At 74.5% G+C, this 21,244-nt stretch carries 14 protein-coding genes; 8 read left to right on the top strand and 6 right to left on the bottom strand.

Annotation, left to right across the window (positions count from 1 at the left end):
* Positions 1-32 precede the first annotated feature (32 nt).
* The 7 genes from ACFQBR_RS31375 (at position 33) to ACFQBR_RS31345 (ending at position 11,968) form a co-directional block, all read left to right on the top strand.
* On the top strand, positions 33-407 hold the full coding sequence (locus tag ACFQBR_RS31375; protein WP_344183274.1) for a hypothetical protein: 375 nt from the start codon (positions 33-35) through the stop codon (positions 405-407).
* Positions 408-570: 163 nt separating this feature from the next.
* Positions 571-2,733, top strand: coding sequence for a CRISPR-associated protein (locus tag ACFQBR_RS31370; protein ID WP_344183276.1), 2,163 nt, complete (start codon positions 571-573; stop codon positions 2,731-2,733).
* Positions 2,734-3,061: 328 nt separating this feature from the next.
* Positions 3,062-4,636, top strand: a complete 1,575-nt coding sequence (locus ACFQBR_RS31365) for an alpha/beta hydrolase (protein WP_344183301.1) — start codon at positions 3,062-3,064, stop codon at positions 4,634-4,636.
* 142 nt (positions 4,637-4,778) lie between these two features.
* The gene (locus ACFQBR_RS31360) at positions 4,779-6,389 is read left to right on the top strand and encodes an alpha/beta hydrolase (protein WP_344183278.1); all 1,611 of its coding nucleotides are present in this window, start codon (positions 4,779-4,781) and stop codon (positions 6,387-6,389) included.
* A gap of 204 nt (positions 6,390-6,593) precedes the next feature.
* Positions 6,594-8,720: a multicopper oxidase family protein gene (locus ACFQBR_RS31355; RefSeq protein WP_344183280.1), complete on the top strand. Its 2,127-nt coding sequence runs from the start codon at positions 6,594-6,596 to the stop codon at positions 8,718-8,720.
* Between the two features lie 670 nt (positions 8,721-9,390).
* Positions 9,391-10,893: a UDP-N-acetylmuramoyl-L-alanyl-D-glutamate--2,6-diaminopimelate ligase gene (locus ACFQBR_RS31350; protein WP_344183282.1), complete on the top strand. Its 1,503-nt coding sequence runs from the start codon at positions 9,391-9,393 to the stop codon at positions 10,891-10,893.
* A 214-nt stretch (positions 10,894-11,107) separates the two neighbouring features.
* Positions 11,108-11,968: a MerR family transcriptional regulator gene (locus tag ACFQBR_RS31345; RefSeq protein WP_344183284.1), complete on the top strand. Its 861-nt coding sequence runs from the start codon at positions 11,108-11,110 to the stop codon at positions 11,966-11,968.
* An 82-nt stretch (positions 11,969-12,050) separates the two neighbouring features.
* Here the strand turns inward: ACFQBR_RS31345 and ACFQBR_RS31340 are convergent, their stop codons facing one another.
* The 6 genes from ACFQBR_RS31340 to tkt all read right to left on the bottom strand — a co-directional run bounded on the left by ACFQBR_RS31340 (position 12,051) and on the right by tkt (position 19,511).
* Positions 12,051-12,653 carry a pyridoxamine 5'-phosphate oxidase family protein gene (locus tag ACFQBR_RS31340; RefSeq protein ID WP_344183286.1) on the bottom strand — a complete coding sequence of 201 codons (603 nt, stop codon included), beginning with the start codon at positions 12,651-12,653 and terminating at the stop codon, positions 12,051-12,053.
* 159 nt (positions 12,654-12,812) lie between these two features.
* The gene (gene pgl / locus ACFQBR_RS31335) at positions 12,813-13,559 is read right to left on the bottom strand and encodes a 6-phosphogluconolactonase (protein ID WP_344183288.1); all 747 of its coding nucleotides are present in this window, start codon (positions 13,557-13,559) and stop codon (positions 12,813-12,815) included.
* Positions 13,556-14,482 (bottom strand): glucose-6-phosphate dehydrogenase assembly protein OpcA, encoded by a 927-nt coding sequence (locus ACFQBR_RS31330; RefSeq protein WP_267949021.1) that lies wholly within the window; start codon positions 14,480-14,482, stop codon positions 13,556-13,558. Before ACFQBR_RS31330 ends, pgl begins: the two co-directional genes overlap by 4 nt.
* Positions 14,483-14,510: 28 nt before the next feature.
* Positions 14,511-16,076, bottom strand: coding sequence for a glucose-6-phosphate dehydrogenase (zwf, locus tag ACFQBR_RS31325; RefSeq protein WP_267950321.1), 1,566 nt, complete (start codon positions 16,074-16,076; stop codon positions 14,511-14,513).
* Between the two features lie 150 nt (positions 16,077-16,226).
* Positions 16,227-17,333 carry a transaldolase gene (gene tal, locus ACFQBR_RS31320; protein WP_267949022.1) on the bottom strand — a complete coding sequence of 369 codons (1,107 nt, stop codon included), beginning with the start codon at positions 17,331-17,333 and terminating at the stop codon, positions 16,227-16,229.
* 84 nt (positions 17,334-17,417) lie between these two features.
* On the bottom strand, positions 17,418-19,511 hold the full coding sequence (gene tkt, locus ACFQBR_RS31315) for a transketolase (RefSeq protein ID WP_267949023.1): 2,094 nt from the start codon (positions 19,509-19,511) through the stop codon (positions 17,418-17,420).
* 669 nt (positions 19,512-20,180) lie between these two features.
* Between tkt and ACFQBR_RS31310 the strand changes: the two genes are divergently transcribed.
* Positions 20,181-21,146, top strand: a complete 966-nt coding sequence (locus ACFQBR_RS31310; protein ID WP_344183291.1) for a heme o synthase — start codon at positions 20,181-20,183, stop codon at positions 21,144-21,146.
* Positions 21,147-21,244 lie beyond the last annotated feature (98 nt).

Genomic DNA, 21,244 nt, shown 5'->3' with positions numbered 1-21,244 from the left:
CGCCGCGGACCGAGACGAACGGAGGGTGCCGGATGCCGGTGGTCAACCTGACGCCGCATGCGGTGACGGTCGTGGACGAGAGCTCCCGCGTCATCCGCCGCTGGCCGGGGTCCGACGCGCCGGCCAGGGTCGAGGCGGTGCGCGTGCCCGTCGGACTGGAGGTGGCCGGCGTGCCGCTGATGGCCGAGGAGCGCACCAGGGCCAACCTGCCCGAGCCGCAGGACGGGGTGTGGTTCATCGTGTCCTCCGTCGTCGGCTCCGCCCACCCCGAGCGCCGCGACCTCCTGGTCCCCTCCGACCTCGTGCGCGACGGCAAGGGCGTGGTGACCGCCTGCCGCTCCTTCGTGATCAGCGGTTCACCGGTGCGCGGAAGGGTCCCCGCCGCCGAGGAGAGGGTCGGGGCCTGACCGCCGGCCTCCCCGCCGGACCCCGGAGCGACCCCTTCCGACCCGCCTCCCCCCGGGGCCCGACCGCCCGGGGGCGAACCGGCGCCCGCCCTGGAGGAAGGGCGGAACCCGGCAGTAGCTTGTGCGTACCGAAACCGCCCCCGCTCCCCGTGCGAAGGACAATGTGGACAGTCCCCGAACCGCCGTCGTGCTCGTCGGGCAGAACCCCACCCCGGCCCTGTTGTCCTCGCTCACCCTCCCCGCCGACCGCCTGCTCCTGCTCGGCAGCGACGGAACCCTCCCCGTCGCGCACCGGGTCGCCCGCGCGGTGGAACGGCTCGCCGGCCGGGCGTCGGTGCGGGTGGCCAGCGTGGGACCCGACCCGCACGACTTCGGGCCGGTCACCGACACCCTCGCCGCGTTCCACCGGGACAACGGGGGAGAACCCTGGTTCCTCGACTACACCGGCGGGACCAAGGTGATGAGCGTGGCCGCCGCGCTCTTCCACGAACGGGCGCTGCCCCCCGACAGACACCCCCGTGCCCCCCGCTGGCGCCACTACCTCGACGCCCAGCGCGACATCCTGCGCACCGCGGACGGCTCCCATCCGGGACGCCCCGTGGTCGGCGACGGCGTCGACCTGCGCACCCTGGCCGGGATCCACGGCGCCCGCTGGCTCGACGACCGCGACCCCGAACCCGTCCGCCTCTTCGTCCAGGGCGGCAAACAGGCACTCCTGGCGCGGTTCCCCGACATGTCCCCGGCGGTGCGCCGGGGCGTCGTCGCCGAGGGCCGGGTCCTCTCCCACCTGCTGCGGCACACGCGCCGCCACCGGGGCACGGAGGTGCTCGGCCCCCGGCAGGTCGCCGACCCGCTCCACCCCGGCGGAGCCGTCGCCGACTTCGACGCGGTCGTCCGCTACCGCCACCGCGTGCTGTGCGTCGAGGCCAAGTCCCGCCCCGACGACGTCGTGGCCCGCGCCGGGTGGACCGTGACCAAGGCCCGCCGGGTCTTCGGCGGAGCGGTCCAGGTGCTGTTCGTCCACTCCGGTCCCGCGGTCCCGGGGCTGCGGGACCGGGTCACCGCGTACAACCCCGCGCTGAGCGCGCGCAGCGTCCACGTGTGGAGCCTGGACGACCTGCTCGCCCGGCTCACCTCGTTCGAGGAGGTCCGCAAGGCGTTCTTCCCGGGCCTGGGCGCCCCGCCGCGTCGCGGCGGTGGCGCGCGGACGCCCGCGCCGCCGGAGCCGCCTCCGGACGGGGCGGAGCCGCCCGAACGCCACCCCGGACCGGGGGACGGCCCCCTGCTGGTCACCTCCCTGGGCGGCAGCCGCATGGGGACCCTCACCGCCGTGCACGCCCACCGCCCCGCCGACACGCTCGTCCTGCCCTCCCGGCAGAGCGTCCTGAGCGGCGTGCGCGAGGCCGCCGCACGCACGCTGCACGCGGCCGAGAACCCCGGTGCGGACCGGCCCGAGGCCGCCGAGCTGAAGGAGGGCGGTTACCGCGACCGCGTGCGCTTCACCCCGGAGCCGGTGGACGGGTCCGACACGGAGGCGGTCACCGGGGTCGCCCGGCGGTGGATCGCCGAACAGCGGTCCGGCGGGGCAGCGGCACCGGTGGTCGTCGACATCACCACCGGGACCAAGGCGATGAGCCTCGGCCTGGCCCTGGCCGCGCGCCGGTCGGGCGCCTGCGTCACCTACCAGCTCGGGCGCAGGCGCACCGTGGTCTGCATGACCCACGGCCCCGTGCCCCTGAGGGGGCGCGCCGCCGTGGACTGGCCGCTGCTCCTTCCGGGGTACTCGCCCCTGAGCGGCCCCCTGGCGGAGTGGGCGTGCGGGGAGGCCCGCGACCAGGTCGACGCCGACCTGCTCGACGCGGCACGCGACGCCCTGGTCCGGGCGGCCGGGGGCCCGGTCGGGGTGTGGGCGGACGCCTCGCTCGGCCACCCGGTGGAGTGCCTGTCCGCGCAGGAGCGGCCCAGCCTCGTGCTCACCTTCGACGACCGGGCCGTGGGGCTGGCCGCCCCCGGCTGGTCCCGCCGCCGCACCCCGGGGGGCGGCGCGCACCCGGTGGGCCGGGGCGCGTGGGCGCAGAGCGTGTTCTCCGCGACCCTGCTCCTCAACACCGGCTGTGACGTGGCGGGGACCGTGGTCGCCCTGACCCGGCCCGGCGGGGACGTCAGCCGCGCCGTCGAACTGGTCGACTGGATCACCCAGACCGAGGGGGAAGGGCGGGGGCGCCACGCGCGGATCGGCTTCGGCGAGCCCCTGCGCCCGCTGGTGGCGGTGGCCTCCCCGGAGGACCTCCCTGACCTGTTCGACACCGACGTCACCCTGCTCTGAGCCCCGGCCGGGGCCCGGGAGGGCGGTCCCGTGCACTCCGGTCCGCCCGCCTCCCGCGGCCCGGCGGGACGGCCCCTCGCCGCGAGGGGGTGGCCGCCCGGCCGGAGGCGGGCCCTCCGGGGGCCGCCACTTCTGTTTTCCGGGACGGCGCCGGACCGGCGGGTGGATCGCCCGGGGTCCGTACGGCACCCTCTCCGGTGAGGGACGAGCCGGTCCCGGTGTGACACGGCCGCCGCGCGGGGGCGCGGGGACAGGAACGGAGCCGCGCGTGGGCAGGGGAGCAGCGGGCGTCGGGGGAGGCACGGGAGCGGGGGCGGCCCCGAGGGCGGTGCCGGCGGGGGCCGCGGCCGCGGTGCTGCTGCTCGCCGGGTGCTCGTCCGCGCCCCCCGGGGAGGAGGGGCCCTTCGCCGGGCAGGAGGTGCGCTGGCGCGCCTGCTACGACGAGCGGCAGGTCGGCGAACTCGCCGGGTGGGGGGCCGACGCGGCCTGGCTGGAGACCCTGGAGTGCGGAACCGTGGCCGTCCCCCTGGACCACGACCGGCCCGACGGGACGGTGCTGGAGATCGCGCTGATCAGAGCCCCCGCCACCGGCCCGGCGGAGGAGCGCCTGGGGTCCCTGGTGCTCAACCCGGGCGGCCCCGGTGTGTCGGGCATCGAGATGCTGGACTTCCCGTACTTCGGCGACGAGGTCCGCTCCGCCTTCGACCTGGTCTCCTTCGACCCCCGCGGCGTGGGGGAGAGCGGGGGCTTCGCGTGCGGGGACCGGTACGTCCTGGACGACGCGTTCCGGCGCGTCGCGGACACCGACCCCGAAGACCTGACCGACGTGGAACTCCAGCCGCTGGAGGACGCCGCCCGCCGCTACGCCGAGGCGTGCACCGAGGCGGTGGGGGAGGAGTTCCTCGCCCACCTGGGCACGGTGAACGTCGTCCGCGACCTGGACATCGTCCGCGACGCGCTGGGCGACGAGCGGTTGAGCTTCGTGGGCTACTCGTACGGCACGCACATCGGCGCCCTCTACGCCGAGATGTTCCCCGCGAACACGCGGGCGCTGGTCCTGGACGGCGCCGTGGAGACCGAGCTGTCCAACGCGGGGATCGCCCTGGACCAGGTGGCCGCCCACCAGAACACCTGGGACATGTTCGCCGCCCACTGCGCGGCGGAGGCCGACGGGTGCCCGTTCGCCGGGGCGGACCCCGAGGGGGGCGGCGCCGACGCGCGGATGCAGGAGCTCCTGGCGGGGCTCGACCGCGAACCCGCCGAGGTCGAGGGCATCCCCGTCGACGGCGAGACCCTGCTCCAGATGATCGGCATGGAGCTGTACCACGAGGAGAGCTGGGACTACCTGGCCGCCCTCCTCGGCGCCCTCGCCTCGGACGACGGGGAGGGGACCGCGCGCCACCTCGGTGAGCTGTACGACAACACGTTCGGCAAGTACGAGGACGTCGACCCGGAGGACGTCGACCCCCGCCTGGAGCACCAGGACGCGAACGCGGTGTTCACGGCCGTCAACTGCGCGGACCGCGCCGACCCCGAGGACGTGGCGGCCTACCGGGACGCGGCCGACCGCGCGGCCGGGCTGTCCCCGCTGTTCGGCCCCGACCTGGTGTGGGAGCAGCTGCCGTGCGCGTACTGGCCGGAGAGCGAGGAGGCGCCCACGGGGATCACCGCCCCGGACGCCCCGCCGATCGTCGTCATCGGGACCGTCGGGGACCCCGCCACCCCCTACGCCTGGGCCGAGGAACTCGCGGACCAGCTGGAGACGGGCGTCCTGGTCACCTACGAAGGGGCGGGGCACACCCTGTACGGCAAGGAGCGCAGCCCCTGCGTGGACCGGCCCGTGGACGCCTACCTGCTGACGGGGGAGGCGCCGCGTTCCGGTCTCACCTGTCCGCGCGCCTGAGACGTGGACGGACGCCCGCAGACAAGACCGACTGTTTACCTCCCGAACGGAATGTTACCGTCCGTGATCGGAGTGTTCTCCGCTGAAATGGTGCGAAAGGCCCCGGCAGCGGCCGGTCGGCGCTGACGGGAACGGAGCCACGGTGCGGACAAGGCGCTGGTGTACGGGTGCTCTCGGGCGGTTCGGCGGAGCGGGAGCCGTCCTCGGGGCCGGGGGACTGGCGGTCCTGCTCGCGGTGACCACGGGTTCCGCGCGGCCGCCCGCCGACTCCTACGTGCCCCTTCCGTTCTACGGCCAGGACATCGCGTGGAGTCCGTGCTTCACGCAGGCGGAGCTGGACGCGGTCGACGCCGACGCGGGCGGGGGCACCCCGCCGTGGATGGCGCAGCTGGAGTGCGGCACCCTCACGGTCCCGGTCGACTACGGCAGCCCCGACGGGGAGACGGTCGGGATCGCGCTGGCCCGGAGGCCCGCGCACGGCCCGGAGTCGGAGCGCAGGGGATCGCTGGTGGTCGACTTCGGGGGGCCGGGGGTCTCGACGGTGGACGGCATGCGCAACCCCTTCCTGGGGGAGCGGGTGCAGGCCTCCTTCGACCTGGTGGGGTTCGACCCCCGCGGGGTCGGACGGAGCGGGGGCCTGGACTGCGACGGGTCGCGGGCGTGGGAGCGGGAGCTGGAACGCGTGGCCCCCGGGGACCCCGCGGCGAAGACCGCCGCCGACCTGCGCGGGCTGGGCGAGGCCGCCGAGGCCTACGGGCGCAGCTGCGCCGAGGCCGTCGGCGGGGAGTTCCTGTCGCGCATGGGCACCGTCAACGTGGTGCGCGACCTCGACGTCCTCCGCGACGCCCTCGGGGACGAGGGGCTGACGTACGTCGGCTACTCGTACGGCACCCACGTCGGGGCCCTGTACGCCGACATGTTCCCCGACCGGACGAGGGCGCTGGTCCTGGACGGGGTCGTGGACACGGCGCCCTCCAACGCCCGGCTCGCGGTGGAGGTCCAGGAGGCCTTCCAGGACTCCTGGGAGATGGTCGCCGAGCACTGCGCCCGGACCGTGGAGGGCTGCCCGTTCACGTCGGGCCGGGCCGCGGTGAAGGAGACGCCGGCCCTCCTGGAGCGGTTCGACCGGGACCGGCCGACCGTGCGGGGGCGGACCGTCACCGGCGAGATGCTGGCGGAGATGGTCGCCACGCAGCTCTACGACGAGTGGACCTGGGACTACCTGGCCGGGTTCTTCACGGACCTGGCCGAGGGGGACACCGGGTCCGAGACCTACCGGCGGTACCTGGAGTACATGTACGACCGCGCCTTCGGCGGGGAGGCGGACGAGGACGCGGACGCCTACACGGCCGTCATGTGCGCGGACCGGGACGACCCGGAGGACCTGAGCGCCTACCGGGAGGCCGTGGAGGCGGCCGAGCTGCGCGCCCCGCTGTTCGGCGGCGCGCCCGTGTGGGCGACGGCCTCGTGCGCGCGGTGGCCCCTCGCGGAGACCGGCGCCCAGGAGTTCACGGCGTCCGCCGCCCCGCCGATCGTGCTCGTCGGCAACGCGGGGGACCCCGCGACCCCCTACCGGTGGGCGCAGCGCATGCACGCCCGGCTGACGACCTCCGTCCTGGTCACCTACGAGGGCGGCGGCCACACCGTGTACGGCAGGGGCAAGAGCGCCTGCGTGGACGACCCCCTGGACGAGTACCTGATCAGCGGGAAGGTGCCCGAACACGGTCTGACCTGCCCTCAGGTCCTCGTCTAGGCCGCGCCCGCGGCCCGCCTGCCGCTCCCGCCCCGGGCGGGCCGTGGCACCGCCCTCCCCCGACGTCGTCCGGCGACCGGGACCCGGGCGGCGGCCCGTCCCCGGACGGACCGCCGGCGGCCGGGGCCCGGGCCCGGCGCGCCCGATGCCGGCGCGGGAGGGGGACCGCCCGCGCGAGCCGTTCCGACCACACGGAGGATGACCATGGCCGACCTGCCCAAGCAACTCGGACTGACCCCCTTCAAGGACGCCCTGCCCGTCCCGGCCGAGGCCGACCTGTCCGAGAAGGGCCCCGACGGGGTGGCCCAGGTGACGGTGAGGCTGAAGCGGACGAAGGTGAGCCTGCACTCGGAGCTGGACGTGCGGGGCGAGCCCGCCACCGAGGCGTTCGCCTACGACGGGACGGTCCCCGGGCCGACCTTCGACGTGGCCAGGGGCACGCGCATCCGTGTGATCTGGGAGAACGCGATCACGACCGGCGAGAAGTACCCCGTACGCCACGTCTGGGTGCCGCCGAGGCCGCCCGGTACCCCCTCCCGGCCGGGCAGCGAGGGCGCCGCGACCGCGACCGCCGTCGAGGCGATCCGTCCGTGGAGCGTCACCCACCAGCACGGCGGCTACACCGACGGGGGGAGCGACGGGTGGACGGACGACGCGGTCTACACGGGACGCGCCCAGCTCTCGGAGTACGCCAACGACCAGCCCGGCACCCTGCTCTGGTACCACGACCACGCGATGGGGATCACCCGGTGGAACGTCTTCGCCGGGCTGTTCGGGGCCTACATCCTGCGGGACGAGGACGACGAGGCGCTCACCCCCACCAGCGGCGCGGACGGCGGCACGGTCCATGAGGTCCCGCTCATCCTCGGCGACCGCAACCTGGAGACCACGGACGGCAGGCCGGGGAGCCCGCCCACCGCGCAGCTCCTGCACAAGGTGGTCGCCCTGGCGGACGGCCCGGCGACCGGTACGGGCAGCGACGGCGTGGATCCGGACGACCCCACCACCTGGCCGTCCACGCTCCCCTTCACCGGGCCCTACCAGACGGTCAACGGGAGGATCTGGCCGTACCTGGAGGTGGAGCGGCGCTGGTACCGCTTCCGGGTCCTCAACGGGGCCAACGCCCGCACCTACACGCTGCGCCTGTTCAAGGAGGACGACGGCGGCAACCTGACCGCGCCGACGCCCGAGGAGGTCCGCGGGGCGGTGCTCCAGGTCGGCACGGACAGCGGGAGGCTGGGCAGGCCCATCGACCTCCGGGGGCGGCTGACCATCTCCCCGGCCGAACGGGTCGACCTCCTCGTGGACTTCAAGAAGTTCGGGACGGAGGCGGGGAAGGCGTCCCGGCTGCGGCTGGTGATGGTCGACGACCAGGGGGACCCGAGCCGCGGCGAGCTCTTCCCCGCCGTCATGCAGTTCCGGGTCTCGGCGACCGGGGTCACGGACTCCTTCACGCCTCCGGCCGACCCCGCGCTCAAGGCCGGCTACGTGAGGGTGAGGCACGAGGACCACCCCCACCACGGCCACCGGATGGTGCTGATCACGCAGCCGGACGCGTTCGCGCACCCCAAGTTCCTGGAGCTGGAGCACGTGGCGGCGCCCGGTGACCACTCCCCGCACGCGGCGGGGGCGCACCCGGCGCACGCGGACGACGGCCACGCGGCGCACCCCGAGGGGGGCCACATCCGGATCCGCGACCACTCGGGACGCCTGCGCACCTACCGCAAGGCCGCCTCGACCTTCATGGACACGATCAACTTCGTGGTCCCGCTCGACGGGTGGGAGATGTGGAGCTTCCTCAACCTCGGGGGTCCCATGCACCCGATGCACATCCACCTCACCAGGTTCCAGGCGCTGCGCCGCGACACCTACGACGTCTCGGGCTTCGACCGGGTGAGCGAGACCACCCGGCACCCGCTCGCCTTCGCGGGAGCGGGCGTGGTCAACCCGGACGAGGAGGGGTGGAAGGACGTGATCCGGGTCGGGCCGGGGACGATGGTGAGCGTGATGGGCCGGTTCACGGGAGGGACGGGCCGGTACATGTACCACTGCCACCTGCTCGAACACGAGGACATGGGCATGATGCGCCCGTTCAACGTGGCGCCCCCGGAGATCGCCAGGTTCGGCCACACCATGGGCCACGGCGCCGCGGCGACGGCGGTCCGGATCGCCCGGGACGCGGCGGGCCCGGAGGAGCTCCCAAGGGAGGGCCCGCCCCGGGCCGCCGGGCGCGAACCGGGCAGGTCCGCCCGTGACCCGCGCCTCGTCGGAGGGGCCGAACCGCAGGCGCCGGACGCCGGGGCGGAGGGGTCGGAGGCCGAGCGGGGGTGAGGCCCGGCACCGCGGGCCGGGCCCCGCCGACCGGGCCCGTGCGGGGGGCGGACGCGTGTCGCGGGCCGGGGCGGGGGCGCCCTGTCACCGGCCCGGCCGCCCTCCCCGTCCCGCACGGCACCGCAGGCCGACGCCGCACGTCCCCGGGTGGGCGCTGTCCTGTCCCGCGTCCCCGGGTGGGCGCTGCCCCGCCCCGCGCCCGCCCCGTGCACGGGCGCCCCCGCCCCACGCCCCCGTACCGGCGCTCCGCCCGCCGCGGTCCGCGACCGGGCGCGTACACTCGGAGCATGGCCGGTACTCGCGCGTGTGGACAGGGTTCTCCCCTCGCCGCCCCGTGCCGTGCCCCCTCCGCCGTCACCGGCTCGACCTGCGCCGTGCCCGAGGCCCCCCGTACCGGGCTCCGGGCTCTCCACGGCCACGGCTAGCGACCTCCACCCGCGGTTCCGGCCGCCTCTCCACCGCGTCGTCCCCGTGGCCCCCGTGCGCCACGGTGCGCCACGCCCCACCCACACGGTGCGCCGCCCCCTGACCGGGAGCCGCGCCCGCCCCTCACCGGGCCCGCCACACCGCACCACCGCTCCCTGCTCCGCCGGCCCACGGCATCCCGTCGGCCGCGCCCACCGGTGCCGCCCGTGCGAACGGCGCGCGCCATGCTCGAAGGGAACCCCTCGTGAAGCTGAGCGAGCTGCTCGAAGGCCATGACCACCGGATCCTGCACGGCGACCCGGACATCCGGATCACCGCCGGCCCGTGCCTGGACGCCCACAGGGCGTCCCCGGGATCCCTGTTCGTCGCCGTGCCCGGACACGAGGGGGGCGGGGCCGAAGGCGTCGCGTCCGCCCTCGCCCGGGGCGCGGCGGCCGTCCTCGTCGAGACCGGGCCGCCGGACCCCTCGTCACGGTTCGCGCCCCAGGGCGCCTGCGTGGTCGAGGTGGCCGACGCCCGTGTCGCCGCGGCCCTCGTCTCCGCCCGCTACCACGGTCACCCGGGCCGGGGGATGGACGTGGTGGCGGTCACCGGGACCAACGGCAAGACCTCGGTGTCGTCCATGTACGAGTCGCTGCTGCGCATCTCCAAGGGAGCCCGGGTCGGTGTCATCGGCACCTCCGGCAGCCGCACCGGCGGCGACCCCGTCCCGATGCCGCGTTCGGTGCTGAGCACCCCCGAGGCCCCCGACCTCCAGTACATCCTGGGGCGCATGCGCGACAGGGGGACCCTCAGCGTGGTGCTGGAGGCCACGTCGATGGGCCTGCTCCACCACCGCGTGGAGGGCTCCTTCGTGGACGTCGGGATCTTCACCAACCTGACCCAGGACCACCTGGACGACCACGGCACCATGGACGACTACCGCGACGCCAAACTGCGCCTGTTCCAGGGCATGTGCCGCCACGCCGTGGTCAACGCCGACGACCCGGTCGGTGCGGCGATCCCCGCCATGATGCCCGGCGCGGTGACGACCTACGCCATCGACGCGGAGGCCGACTACCGGGCGACGGACCTGGAGGTCGACGCCTCGGGGACGCGCTTCGTCCTGCACCACGGCGGCCGCAGGTACCCGGCGGCCATCCCGGTGCCGGGCCGCTTCTCGGTGTCCAACGCGCTCGCGGCCCTGGCCGCCTGCCACTGGTTCGGCCACGAACTGGGCGCCCTCGTGGACGCGCTCGAACGCATGCCGCAGATCCCGGGCCGGTTCGAGCGCTTCGAGGCCCCGCACGGGGTGTCCGTGGTCGTCGACTACGCCCACTCGCCGGACTCGCTGGACAAGGTCCTCCGGACGATCCGCGGGTTCGCCCGGGGGCGGGTCCTCACCGTCTTCGGCTGCGGGGGCGACCGCGACACGACCAAGCGCGCGCGGATGGGGGAGATCGCGGGAACCCATTCCGACCTGTGCTTCCTGACATCGGACAACCCGAGGTGGGAGGACCCTGAGGCGATCATGGACCAGGTCGCCCCGGGACTCACGGGGACGGGCACCCCGTACGAACGGGACGGGGACCGCCGTGCGGCCATCTCCGCCGCCCTGGCCTCGGCCGGTCCGGGGGACGTCGTCCTGCTCGCCGGCAAGGGCAGCGAGCCGTACCAGATCGTCGGCGGCGAAATGCTCCCCTTCGACGACATGGCGACCGTCCGCGAGCTCTCCCGGGCCCGGCCCGCGGTGCACTCGGGGGCGTGAGGGGAGGCGGCCCCGGGAGCGCGGCGACGGGGTCGCGACCGCCCCGCGCCCGGCCGCCGGGGAGGCCGCCCCGCGTGGCGGGGGAGCGCCCCTCCGCGGCCGGCGTGACAGGCGCCGCCTCCCACGCGGTGTGAGGGCCCGGGCTCCCGGGCGGCGGGAGGACTCGCGGCCGCGGGCTTGACCTTGCGGTTACCGCAACCCCGAGACTGGCGGCATGAGCCTGTCCATCAAGGAATTCAGCGAGATGAGCGACCTGTCCCCGCAGACGCTGCGCTTCTACCACTCCGAGGGGCTGCTGGTCCCCGCCGAGGTCGACGGGGAGACCGGGTACCGCTACTACTCCATCGAGCAGGTCGCGACCGCCGTGCTGGTCACGGCGCTGCGCGGCGCCGGTATGAGCGTCAAGGACGTCCGCCGCGCCCTGGAGGCCCCCGACACCGCCGCCGCACTGCTGGAGGAGCACACCGGGGCCCTGCACCGCCGGCGCCGGGCCGAGGACGAGGCGATCGCCACCGCCCGCGCACTCCTCACCGCCCCGCCCGCGGTCCGGCGCGGGGAGGCGCCGGGGACGACGGTCCTGTCGAGGACCGTTCCCCCGGTCGCCGTGGAGCGGCGAGCGGGCCGACCCGACCAGTACGACTGGGACGCGGTCACCGGAGCCGTCACGGCCACGGTGGCGGAGCTCGGCGCCCTGGCCGCCGAACACGGCGCCGCCGTCACGGGCGCCCCCTGGTTCACCTGGTCCGGGGAGACCGCCGAGCAGAGGGAGAGGGCACTCACCCCGGAGGGCCCGCACTGGGTGGCCAAGGTCCCGGTCGCCGCGGGGGCCGAGGCGCTGGCGGCCCTGGCCGGGGAGGTCGAGGTGCAGGACTTCGAGGCCCGTGAGGAGCTGTCCATCCGGCTCCCGGGCCGGAACTCGACGCCCAAGTACGCCATGGCCCACCTCCAGCTGCTGGCGCACACCCCGGAGGGCCTCTTCCCCGACCACTCGGGCATGCGCCACATCCTGCACGGGGACGGGACGGAGACCGCCGTGCGCCTGCGCCCGCTCGGCGGGGCCGGGGACGCCGACTGAGCCACGCGGCCGGGGCGCGGGGAGGGGTCCGCACGCGGTGCCCGGACCCCGCCGTGCCCGCGCTCCCGTGTCCGGCGCCCCCTCAGGCGCGTGTGCGGGCGTCCCCGGGGGTCCCCGCATCCGGACCGGACGGCTCGGGCACGCCGGACAGACCGTCGATGCTGGTGGCGTTGCGTGTCCGCCAGTAGTCGGTGAAGTAGGAGGGATCGCGGCGTTCGTGGTGGCGGTCCAGCAGGTCGCGGTCGCCGCGCACGTCCATCAGGGGGACGGAGAAGCCGCACGAGTCGGAGACGCGGTGGACGTCGACCACGATGATCGCCCGCTGCCCGAGGGTGCGCTCCTTGGGGAAATGGGAGCGAAGCTCCTCGAACCCGGCCCCGGCGGGCAGGACGGCACGTCCCCGGCCGTGGAGGCGGACGATGTTCGGCGGTCCGTCGAAGGCACAGAACATCAGCACGATGCGGCCGTTCTCCCGCAGGTGGGCGATGGTCTCGGTACCCGACCCCGTGTAGTCGAGGTAGGCCACCCGGTGCTCGTCGAGCACGGCGAAGGTGCCGTCCATGCCCTTGGGGGAGACGTTGACGTGGCCCTCCGCGCCCAGGGGCGCCGTGCCGACGAAGAACACCGGCTGGTCGAGGAGGAACCGGGTCAGCCGGGGGCCGATGGTGTCGTGGATGTTCGCCATGGCGGCCATTCTGGCAGGAGGGGGCGCCGCTGCCCGGGGAGGGACCGGCCGGATGCGGCCACGGGGCGTCCCCCGGCCGCCGCCGCGGCCGGCACCGGGGCCGGACACGCGGGCGCCCCGGCCGGTTCCGGCCGGGGCGCCCGCACGCGCCGTCTCGCGCTACAGCTCGGAGGCCGCGGCCTCGTCCACCCAGAACACGGTCCTCTCCGCGCCGCGGGCGCCGGCCACCGGGGCCTCGTCCACGCTGCCCCCGGCCAGCCCCAGGCGCACCGCCTCGGCCTTGCCCTCGCCCGAGGCCAGCACCCACACCTCGCGGGCCGCGCGGATGGACGGCAGCGTCAGCGTCACCCGCTCCGCCGGCGGCTTGGGCGAGTCGCGCACCGCGGCGACGGACGCCTCGTCCTCGCGCACCCCCGACAGCCCGGGGAACAGCGAGGCCACGTGGGCGTCGGGGCCGACCCCCAGCAGGCACGCGTCGAACACGGGCACGGGTCCCTCCCCGCGCGCCGCCACCGCCAGCTCCCGGCCGTAGCGGGTCGCCGCGTGCTCCACCTGGCCCCCGTCCAGCCCGTCGGAGGCGGGGATCGGGTGCACCTGGTGGCTCGGTACGGAGATCGAGTCGATCAGCGCCGCGCACGCCTGGGTCTCGTTGCGCTCGGGGTCCTTGTCCGGCAGGTAGCGCTCGTCCCCCCACCACAGGTGGACGTGGGCCCAGCTGATCCCGGCCTCGTTGGCGTGGTCGCGCACCGCCTCCAGGGCGCGGATGCCGATCCCGCCCCCGGTCAGGACCAGGTGGAAGTCACGCTTGTCCGCCTCGGCCTGGACGATCATGTTGACCAGCTTCAACGCGACGCTGTCGGCCAGCCCCGCGGCGTCCGCGTGGCGGACGATCTCCGGTTCGCTCATCCTCGTGCTCCGCTCTCCGCGAGCAGCGGACCCAGGTGGTGGGCCGCGCTCTCGTAGGTCTCGTCGGCGTCCAGGCGGCGCAGCTCCTCGGCGAGCGCCAGTGCTGCGCCGCGCCGTGCCAGCGCCACCGTCTGGTCCGGCTGCCCGAACCGGGACAGCGTGGCCACCCTGCCGTCCACCCGGGAGACCGCGATGTCCCCCTCCGAGGTGGTCAGCCTGACCTCGGTCAGCCCGGGGCCGTGGGAGACGGCCCGTTCCACGGGCGCCTCCAGCCGGTCCGACAGCCACGCCGCCAGCAGTTCGGCGCTCGGGTAGTGCGCCTCGGCCGTCACCCTCGCCGAGTTCACCCACCCGCACGGCTGGTCCATGGCACTGGCCAGGAGCGAGCGCCACGGCGTCAGCCGGGTCCAGGTCAGGTCCGTGTCGCCCGGACGGTAGTGGGCCACCCGTTCCACGAGGTCCCGCAACGGGTCGGGGGCGCGCAGCGCGTCGGTGATGCGGCGCTGGGCCAGGCGGCCCACGGGGTCGGCGGCCGGGTTGAGGGGGCCCGCGCCCGGCCACCACGCCACCACGGGGGCGTCGGGGACCAGCAGCGGGGTGACCACCGAGTCCGCGTGCTCGCCGAGCGGACCGTACAGCCGGAGCAGTACGGCCTCGCCCGGCCCGGAGGTGCCGGGTCTGCGGATCTCGGCGTCGATGGCGGGTTCGGCGTCGGGGTCGCGCCGGATCAGGGCCACCACACGCGAGGGGTGCTCGCGGCCCGCCTCGGTGGCGGCGCGCACGGCGTCGTAGTGGTCGGCCTCGTCGGTGACGATGACCAGGGTCAGCACCATGTTCATGGCGCCGCCGCCGACGCTGAGCCGCTCGGACATGAGCGCCTCGGTGATCTGCGACGTCGTGGTGCGCGGCAGATAGAGCGTCATGGGTTCCTCCCCGCGTGGTCGTGGCTGGTCACGGGCGCCGCCACTGGCGGCCGTCCCTGGCGAGCAGGTTCTCGGCGGACTCCGGGCCCCAGGTGCCCGAGCCGTACTGCTCGGGCCGGCCCGACTCGGCCCAGTACTCCTCGACCGGGTCGAGGATGCGCCAGGAGAGCTCGACCTCCTCCTGCCGCGGGAAGAGGGGCGGGTCGCCGATGAGCACGTCCAGGATGAGCCGCTCGTACGCCTCGGGGCTGGCCTCGGTGAAGGACTGCCCGTACGTGAAGTCCATGCTCACGTCACGGACCTCCATGCTCGCGCCCGGCACCTTGGAGCCGAACCGCAGCGTGACGCCCTCGTCCGGCTGGATGCGCAGCACCAGGGCGTTCTGCCCCAGTTCGCTGACGTCGGTGCGCGGGAACATCTGCTGCGGGGCGGCCTGGAACACCAGGGCCACCTCCGTCACCCGCCGGCCCAGCCGCTTGCCGGTGCGCAGGTAGAACGGCACCCCCGACCAGCGGCGGGTGTCCACCGCCAGCTTCAGCGCCGCGTAGGTCTCGGTCACGGAGTCGGAGGGGATGCCCTCCTCCTCCAGGTAGCCCCGCACCGCCGCGCCGCCCTGCCATCCCGCGGCGTACTGGCCGCGGGCGGTCCCGGTCCCCAGGTCCTCCGGCAGCGACACCGAGGCCAGGACCTTCTCCTTCTCGGCGCGGATCGCGTCCGCGCTGTAGGAGATCGGCTCCTCCATGGCGACGAGGGCCAGGAGCTGCAGGAGGTGGTTCTGGATGACGTCGCGGGCCGCGCCGATCCCGTCGTAGTAGCCCGCGCGTCCTCCCACGCCGATGTCCTCGGCCATGGTGATCTGCACGTGGTCCACGTAGCTGCGGTTCCACAGGGGCTCGAACAGGGTGTTGGCGAAGCGCAGCGCCAGGATGTTCTGGACCGTCTCCTTGCCCAGGTAGTGGTCGATGCGGAACACCGACGACGGCGGGAACACGTCGTCCACCACCGCGTTGAGCTCCTGCGCGCTCTCCAGGTCGTGGCCGAACGGCTTCTCGATCACCACCCGGCGCCAGGGGGTGACCCGCAGGCCGCCCCCGCCCGCGGGCCCGTCGTCCTCGCCGGGCTCGGCCAGGCCGGACCGCTTGAGCTGCTTGACCACCGTCGGGAACAGCTTGGGCGGCAGCGAGAGGTAGAACGCGTAGTTCCCGCCCGTGCCGCGCACCTCGTCGAGCTCGCGCACGGTCTCCGCCAGGCGGTCGAACGCGTCGTCGTCGTCCAGGTCGCCCTGAACGAACCGGACGCCCTCGCTGAGCTGGCGCCACACGTCCTCGCGGAACGGCGTGCGCGCGTACTTGCGCACCGCCTCGTGCGCCTGCTCGGCGAAGTCCTGGTCCTCCCAGTCGCGGCGGGCGAACCCCACCAGGCCGAAGCCCGGCGGCAGCATCCCCCGGTTGGCGAGGTCGTAGATCGCGGGCAGGAGCTTCTTCCTGGCCAGGTCGCCCGTGACGCCGAACAGCACCAGCACGCTGGGGCCGGCGATGCGGGGCAGTCTGCGGTCCAGGGCGTTGCGGAGCGGGTTGGGTACCGCTCCGGGCATCACCGGTTCTTTCACAGGTCTCTTCCTTCTGAGAGCGGCCGGTGGGCGGTGGCCGGCCGCCCGCGCACACGCCTCGGGGGCGCGGGCGCGGGCGGCGACGGGGACCGGATCGGGGGTCCCTCCCGGGCCCGCGGCCCGGGAGGGGGCGCCTCAGGCCGAGGCGGCCAGCTTCTCGGAGAGGCCCTTGAGCAGGCTCTCCCACGAGGCGACGAACTTGGCGACGCCGTCCGTCTCCAGGTGGCCGAACACCTCGGTCAGGTTCACGCCCGCGGCCTCCAGGGCGGCGAAGTCGGCGTGGGCCTGCGCGTAGCTGCCGAGCACGGTGTTGCCCGCGACCACCGCGTGGTCGCCGACGGCGTCCAGGGTGGCCTGCGGCATCGTGTTGACGGTGTCGCGCGCGACCAGCCCGGTGACGTAGAGGGTGTCCTCGTAGGCGGGGTCCTTCACGCCGGTGGAGGCCCACAGCGGGCGCTGGGGCTTGGCGCCGAGCGCCTCCAGGGCCTTCCACTCCTTGCCCTCGAACACCTGCTCGTAGGCCTGGTAGGCCAGGCGGGCGTTGGCGAGCGCGGCGCGGCCGAGGAGGGCCGTGGCCTCCTCGGTGCCGATCGCCCGCAGCCGCTTGTCCACCTCGGCGTCCACGCGGCTGACGAAGAACGAGGCCACGGACTGGATCCGGGAGAGGTCGTGGCCGTTGGCGCGGGCCAGCTCCATGCCCTCCAGGAACGCGTCCATCACCTGGCGGTAGCGCTCCAGGGAGAAGATCAGCGTGACGTTGACGCTGATGCCCAGCCCCAGCACGCGGGTGATGGCGGGCAGGCCCTCCGCGGTCGCGGGGATCTTGATCATCAGGTTGGGCCGGTCGACCAGCCACCACAGGGCCTTGGCCTCGGCGACCGTGCGCTCGGTCTCCATGGCCATGCGCGGGTCCACCTCCAGGGAGACCCGGCCGTCGACGCGGTCGGTGGCGTCGTACACCGGGCGGAGGGTGTCCGCCGCCCAGCGGATGTCGTAGGCGGTGAGCAGGCGCACGGCCTCCTCGACCGAGACGCCGCGCGCGGCGAGCTCGCTCACCTGCTCGTCGTAGGCGTCGCCCTCGGCCAGCGCCTTGTCGAAGATGCTCGGGTTGGACGTGACGCCGACGACCTTGTGGGTCGACATCAGCTCTGTCAGGTTGCCCGTCCGCAGCCGTGTGCGGCTGATGTCGTCCAGCCAGACGGACACGCCTGCCTCGGACAGGTCCTCGAGTGGGTTGCTCATGGTGTTCGCGCCTTCCTCACGGGCGTTGCCGCCCTCTCGCACAAGGGGAGCGGGTCCCGCCGGTCGACGGCGGGACCCGCGCTGTCAGCGTCCGGCCCTGGCGGCGCTCTTGCGAGCCGCCTCCACGACGGCCTCGGTGGTGAAGCCGAACTTCTCGTACAGGGTCTGGTACGGGGCGGAGGCGCCGAAGTGCTCCAGGCTCACCGACTCGCCGGCGTCGCCGACGTAGGAGCGCCAGCCCATGGCGATGCCGGCCTCGACGGACACGCGGGCGCGCACCGACGACGGCAGCACGCTCTCGCGGTACTCCTCGCTCTGGTCCTCGAACCACTCCACGCACGTCATGGACACGACGCGGGTGGGCGTTCCGGCCTCCTCCAGGACCTTGCGGGCCTCCACGGCGATCTGCACCTCGCTGCCGGTCGCCAGCAGGATGACCTCCGGGGAGCCGCCGGTCGCCTCGGCCAGCACGTAGCCGCCCTTGACGGCCTCCTCGGCCGGGGCGTACTCGGACCGGTCCAGGACGGGCACGTTCTGCCGGGTCAGGGCGAGCGCGGCCGGGCGGCCGGAGTTCTCCATGACCGCGCGCCACACGACGGCCGTCTCGTTGGCGTCGGCCGGGCGGATCACGTCGAGGCCGGGGATGGCGCGCAGCGCCCACAGGTGCTCGACCGGCTGGTGGGTGGGGCCGTCCTCGCCCAGGCCGATGGAGTCGTGCGTCCACACGTAGGTGACCGACAGCTTCATCAGCGCGGCGAGGCGGACGGCCGGGCGCATGTAGTCGCTGAACACCAGGAAGGTGCCGCCGTAGGGGCGGGTCGGGCCGTGCAGCGCCATGCCGTTGAGGATCGAGCCCATGCCGTGCTCGCGGATGCCGAAGTGCAGCACGCGCCCGTACGGGTTGCCGGGGAACTTGCTGCTGGCCCGCTCGAACGGCAGGAAGGACGGCTCGCCCTTGGGCGTGGTGTTGTTGGACCCGGCCAGGTCGGCGGAGCCGCCCCACAGCTCCGGGAGCACCGGGGCCAGGGCCGAGAGCACGTCACCGCTGGCCTTGCGGGTGGCGACGCCCTTCTCGCTGGGCTCGTACGTGGGCAGTGCCTCCTCCCAGCCGTCGGGGAGCTTGCCCGCGGCGAGGCGGTCGAACAGCTCGGCGCGCTCGCCCGCGCCCTGGTGCCACGCGTCGAAGGCCGTCTGCCACTCGGCGCGGGCCTCGCCGCCCCGCTCCAGGGCCTTGCGGGTGTGCGCGATGACGTCGTCCTGGACCCCGAACGGCTCGTCCGGCAGGCCGAGGATGCGCTTGGTGGCGGAGATCTCGTCGGTGCCCATGGCGGCGCCGTGGACCGCGCCGGTGTTCTGCGCGTTGGGCGCGGGCCAGCCGATGACGGTGCGCAGCTTGATGAAGGTCGGACGGTCGGTCTCGGCCTTGCCGCGCAGGATCGCCTGGTAGAGGGCGTCGATGTCCTCCACGTACGAGCCGGTGGAGGTCCAGTCGACCTCCTCCACGTGCCACCCGTAGGCGCGGTAGCGCGCGGCCACGTCCTCGGAGTGGGCGATACGGGTGTCGTCCTCGATGGAGATCTGGTTGTCGTCCCAGATCATGATGAGGTTGCCCAGGTTCTGGGTGGCGGCCAGGGCGCTCGCCTCGTGGCTCACGCCCTCCTGGACGTCGCCGTCGGAGCAGAACGCGTAGACGTGGTGGTCGAACGGGCTCGCGCCCGGGCCGGCGTCGGGGTTGAACAGGCCGCGCTCGCGGCGGGCCGCCATCGCCATGCCGACGGCGTTGCCCACGCCCTGGCCCAGCGGGCCGGTGGTGGTCTCCACGCCGGCGGTGTGGCCGACCTCGGGGTGGCCCGGGGTCAGGCTGTCCCACTGGCGCAGGGACTTGAGGTCGTCCAGCTCCAGCCCGTATCCGGCGAGGTAGAGCTGGATGTACAGGGTGAGGCTGGAGTGGCCGATCGACAGGACGAACCGGTCCCGGCCGACCCAGTCGGGCGCGGCGGGGTCGTGGCGCATGACCTTCTGGAACAGCAGGTACGCGGCGGGAGCCAGGCTCATCGCGGTGCCGGGGTGTCCGTTACCCGACTTCTCTACCGCGTCCATCGCCAGCGCCCTGACCGTGTCGACGGCGCGGAGGTCGAGGTCCGACCACTCCAGGGATTGCGGGGTGTGGGCGTTCACGGACTTTCGTTCTCCTTCTCGGGCACCCCTCGTGCCCGGTCTGCGGGCTGGGTGCGTCGGTTGCGTTGGTCGTCGGCGGCGCCGGGCACCCCGGGACGGCCCGCCGGAGGGACGGGGCCGTGAGGGGTGCGGGAGGGCGGGCCGCGCTGCGGTTGTCAAGGCGCGGACGCGTCATCGGTGCCCCCGGCGACGGCCGCCGCGGCCGGGAGACCACGACAGGTTCGGCCGTGTTCGAGCCTATCGTCCGCGCCCCGGGATGTCGTTGCCCGACACCTCTCATTACCGAGTGGTAGCTCCGCTGGTCCGGGGGTGCGCGGGCCGTGAGCCGCGGGAGGCCCGTGCCCGGGGGACCCCGGCGCGTGGCAGGCTGGATGAGCGACGGGGCGTGTGCGACCCTTCTGTACACCCGGCGGCCCGTGTGCGATCCGCGGAGCCGGGACCAGGGCCTTTCGTTGTGAGGGGGCTGGTCCACGGTCCCCGCGAGGAAGTACTACAGTATGTCGTTGACGGGGTTTTCGCCGTTCCTGACGCTTTGTCGGTCCGCTCGGCCCCGCGTGGCGAGCAGTGTCGAAATCCCGAGAGTTGTCGAGGTATCCGCGTGTCTGAAACCGAGCCGGTACCCCCCGTGGGGACGCGAGCGAGCCGTCCGGCCGTGAGGGCGCGGCACTGATGGCGCTCACGAACCGCGTACCGGGCACCACCCCCGACGGCCACGAACCCGGGGCCCCCCGCAGGGCCACCACGGGCGAGTACGTCAAGGCCTACGTGGCGCTCTCCAAGCCCCGCGTCATCGAACTCCTCCTCATCACCACCATCCCGGTGATGTTCGTCGCCGCCGGAGGCGTGCCACCGCTGTGGACCGCGGTCGCCACCCTCCTCTTCGGCACGATGTCTGCGGCCAGCGCGAACGCGATGAACTGCTACATCGACCGCGACATCGACCGTGAGATGCGTCGCACCAGGCAGCGTCCCGGCGCGATGGACCTGGTGACCCCCCGGGGCGCCCTCACCTACGGGCTGGTGCTCGCGGTCGGCTCCACGGTCGGGTTCGCGCTCCTCGTGAACCTGCTGTCGGCCGCGCTGTCGGTCTTCGCGATCCTGTTCTACATCTTCGTCTACACGCTGCTCCTCAAGCGGCGCACGGCCCAGAACGTCGTCTGGGGCGGCATCGCCGGGTGCATGCCGGTGCTGATCGGCTGGGCGGCCGTCACCGACAGCCTCGACTGGGCGCCGTTCGTCCTGTTCCTGGTCGTGTTCTTCTGGACGCCGCCGCACACGTGGACGCTGGCCATGCGCTACCGGGAGGACTACGCGCAGGCCAAGGTGCCGATGCTGCCCGTGGTCGCCAGCGACCGCCGGGTCCTGCTGGAGTGCGTGCTCTACAGCTGGGCCACCGCCGTCGTGTCGGTCGTCTTCTGGCCCGTCGCCGGCACCACCTGGTTCTACGGCGCGGTCGCCGTCGCCCTCGGCGCGCTGCTGGTGTTCCAGGCGCACCGCCTGCTCAGCCGCTCCCGGGCGGGCGTCACCGGCGCCCAGCTCAAGACGATGGGCTTCTTCCACCTGTCCAACGCCTACCTGGCGCTGCTGTTCGTGGCGGTCACCGTCGACCCGCTGATCGCGAACGCGCTGGGCTGACCCCCGCCGACGCACACGTGGCGCCGTCCCCTCGGGGCGGCGCCACCGTGCTGTCCGCCGCCCGCGGCCCCGCGCGTGCGGGGGCGGGCTGAGGTCGA

Source organism: Nocardiopsis tropica (assembly GCF_042660575.1).
Lineage (GTDB): Bacteria > Actinomycetota > Actinomycetes > Streptosporangiales > Streptosporangiaceae > Nocardiopsis > Nocardiopsis tropica.
The sequence above is the reverse complement of the archived record's forward strand: the minus strand, read 5'-3'. Positions and strand labels throughout refer to the sequence as shown.